4 protein-coding genes are annotated in these 3,062 nt (G+C 61.7%); 3 read left to right on the plus strand and 1 reads right to left on the minus strand.

The annotated features are described in order from the left end of the window. Positions 1-325 (minus strand): DeoR/GlpR family DNA-binding transcription regulator (locus Q4P21_RS13055; protein ID WP_303389191.1); only part of this gene is annotated, 325 nt, incomplete at its 3' end. Positions 326-645: 320 nt separating this feature from the next. Here Q4P21_RS13055 and Q4P21_RS13060 point away from each other — a divergent pair. From Q4P21_RS13060 to Q4P21_RS13070, 3 genes are all read left to right on the plus strand, one after another. Further along, entirely contained in the window at positions 646-1,287 is a 642-nt protein-coding gene (locus Q4P21_RS13060) for an alpha/beta hydrolase (protein ID WP_303389192.1), read from the plus strand. A gap of 283 nt (positions 1,288-1,570) precedes the next feature. After that, the gene (locus Q4P21_RS13065; RefSeq protein ID WP_303389193.1) at positions 1,571-2,020 is read left to right on the plus strand and encodes a DUF2871 domain-containing protein; all 450 of its coding nucleotides are present in this window, start codon (positions 1,571-1,573) and stop codon (positions 2,018-2,020) included. 98 nt (positions 2,021-2,118) lie between these two features. Then, the gene (locus tag Q4P21_RS13070) at positions 2,119-3,045 is read left to right on the plus strand and encodes a hypothetical protein (RefSeq protein ID WP_303389194.1); all 927 of its coding nucleotides are present in this window, start codon (positions 2,119-2,121) and stop codon (positions 3,043-3,045) included. Positions 3,046-3,062 lie beyond the last annotated feature (17 nt).

Genomic DNA, 3,062 nt, shown 5'->3' on the forward strand with positions numbered 1-3,062 from the left:
CAGCGGTGGTGGTGCCGGAGTCGAGCAGGATCGAGGCCGTCGGCGTGTGGGGAATGAGCGCCATGGCGGCAGTCGCGATGCGCTGCTTTTCATCCGTGTGACGGCCCTGCCGCTCGCCCAAGCTCAGTTCGGAGCGGGTGAGCTGGTCCGGTGCCACGGCGCCTCCGTGGACCCGGCGCAGCTGGCCGGCCTCCTCGAGTACAGCCAGATCACGGCGGACCGTTTCCTGGGTGATGGCAAACATTTCGGCCAGTTCATTCACTCCAGCCCGGCCCCGGGAGCCGACGAGTTCGGCTATTTTATAGTGCCGTTCCTCCGCAAACATGGGATTCCTTTCGCTGAAACCGTTTCAAGCGGTGTGGGGCTTGAAGCGGTATGCGTGACGTGTGTCACGGTGTTGTTTCAAGTGACTTTATCTGTGTTCATCTTCACTTGTCAAGGATTTATCCACACAAACACAGAAAAACGGTGATTCGGTGTGAGGCTGGGCCGAATTCCGTGGGAGTGGGGGGCAATTTTGCGCATAAACGCACCTTGACCGCTGTTGCGGTGTCTGTACCCTGCGAATATGCGGAAAAGGTGCGTTCAGGCGGGACGCCGCCGCTCAAAGCCGAGCAAGTCGGGCCGGATGGGTAGTGTTACCCCATGGACAACGTTTTGTGGTCCCGCCCCGAGGACCAGCGCAACGGCACGCCACTGCTGCTGATGCTGCACGGCTACGGCTCGGATGAAGCGCGCATGGCCGCCATGTTCAAGGACCTACCCAAGGGTTTCACCTGTGCGGCCCCACGCGCGCCCCGGGACATCGCCGGTGACAGGGGCTGGTTCTTGTTGGACTATTTCCTGGTCAACGATTTCGCCGAGGTGGTTGGGGCTGCAAGCACAGTCCTGGCATGGCTGGACTCCGTCATGGCGAAATACGCTTTCAGTTCAGTGTCGGTGCTGGGTTTTTCACAGGGCATGGCCATGGCCACAACCCTCATCCGGCTTCGCCCGGAGCAGTTCACCGTCGGCGTGGGACTCTCGGGCTTCGTCCTCCACAACGAACTCCTTGCCGCCATGGAACCCTTGGCCGTCCAGATCCCGTTCCTCTGGGCACGCGACCCCGCCGACGTTGTCATCAATCCGGACGCCACCGCGTTCACTGCCGATTGGCTGGCGGGCAACACGGAACTGAGCAACGCCCACTATGCCGGTTTGGGGCACCACATCGGCGCCACCGAACTGGCCGATGTGTCATCGTTCCTGACCGGCCACGTATCGGGCTCGTTCGTCCCCCGCGGATAGGCTGCACAAAATGTGCAACCAACCCAACGGTTTTAAGTACACAACCGCGGAGAACGGCGACGTCACCATCAGCCACCACGGTCGCAGCGCGGCAACGAGCGCACAGCCAAAAACCACTCGCGCAACGCCGGGCAGCACCGCTGAACGGGACACGCACGAAGCAAACGCAAACATAAGCCAAGTGTCGCGGCCGGTTCAACCAAAAGGTTGATGGCCGCCGTCGTGCGCGTTCCTAGGCTGGAAGTAAAGGCCCGCATCGGGGCCCCGCAGCTAAGGACACCTCATGAAGAAGCTCTTTTATTCAGCGTTTGCCTACATGGTCATCGGAGTGCTTTCGGGCTTCTTTTACCGGGAGTTCACGAAGGGGAAGGACTTCACCGGCTTCACCCAACTTTCGGTGGTCCACACGCACCTGTTGACCCTCGGCTTCATGGTGCTGCTGATCGTGCTGGTTCTTGAAAAGGTGTTCGCGTTGTCCCGCTCGCGCCTGTTCAGCTGGTTCTTCTGGACGTACAACGCCGGGCTGGTGCTGACGGCGGCCATGATGGTGGTCCACGGCATCCTGCAGGTCAATGGGGCCACCGAGGTCTCCGCGGCCATCCCAGGCATTGCCGGATTGGGGCACATCCTGCTCAGCGCCGGCATGGTGCTGCTGTTCCTTGCCCTGCGCACCCGCCTCTTTGCCTCCGCGGTGAAGCACGACGGCGCCACGTCGGCTGCACTCGCAGGCTGACCTCCCGGGGGTGGCTGGCGGTTTTTCCTAGGAGTGAACGTCTGGGCCATTGCACGGATGTACCGCTAGCCTTGAGGCACAGACAGGGTAGGGGAGTTATGGCACGCAAAGAACTCAAGCACGTGGGAATGGAGCCTGGACCCGGCTTCGCAAAGTCGGCAGGGAAGGTCAACCCGGCGGTGGGAGTTGCCGCAGGCGCGGCGTTCTATGACGATGGCAGGCCCACGCCCGCCGTCCACGGGTTGCTGCTGAAAGCGGTAGAAATCCAACGGCCGCTGGTACTGGCCAATTTGCGGCGCCTGCGCAAACGGCATCCTCATGCGACCGCGTTTGAGCTCAGTCAGCGGCTGGAACGCGACTTTCTGTCCGGTGTTGGAACCGGCGGTGCCGCGATTGGTGCCACGGCGATCATTCCGGGGGTCGGCACTGTCGCGGCGCTGACCATTTCAGCTGCCGCTGCCGGGGTTTTTCTCGAAGCAACGGCACTTTACGCCCAATCCATTGCCGAACTCCACGGCCTACGGCTCAAAGATCCCGAACTCGCCCAACTCACAGTCATGGCCATCATTTTGGGCGACGAGGGCTTGGCTATGTTGCAAGGCCTGACCGGGCACGCTTTGGGCACCGGAAAAACGCCGATGCAGGCGTGGGGCAAGACGGTCACTAAGAGTATTCCGCTGACAACAGTCAAGACGCTGATCGCACCCATGCAGAAGAAATTCCTGCGGAAGATGGCCGTCAAAGGCAGCGTGTCAGTGGTGGGCAAGGCCCTGCCCTTTGGCATCGGTGCTGCCGTAGGTGGGGCAGGCAACTACATGATGGGCCGGGCGGTGGTGGCCTCGGCCAAGCGTGCCTTCGGTCCGGTGCCCCTCATGATTCCGGAGCAGCTGCTGGCCGAGCTGGAGACCGGCGGCAAACCGCCCAAACCTGTGAAGCCACCCAAGGAGCCCAAGGCACTGAAGCCGGCTAAAGCAGCGAAGCAGGCTAAACAACCAAGCGCGCAAAGCCGCCTCCCCCAAGTGTGATGCGACTATTGGACCTA

The sequence above is a fragment of the Arthrobacter sp. genome, from assembly GCF_030540645.1.
Classification (GTDB): Bacteria; Actinomycetota; Actinomycetes; order Actinomycetales; family Micrococcaceae; genus Specibacter.

Coding starts and splice junctions, on each gene's coding strand:
- Q4P21_RS13070 (WP_303389194.1), top strand. CDS start 2,119: ATGGCACGCAAAGAACTCAAGCACGTGGGAATGGAGCCTGGACCCGGC.
- Q4P21_RS13060 (WP_303389192.1), top strand. CDS start 646: ATGGACAACGTTTTGTGGTCCCGCCCCGAGGACCAGCGCAACGGCACG.
- Q4P21_RS13065 (WP_303389193.1), top strand. CDS start 1,571: ATGAAGAAGCTCTTTTATTCAGCGTTTGCCTACATGGTCATCGGAGTG.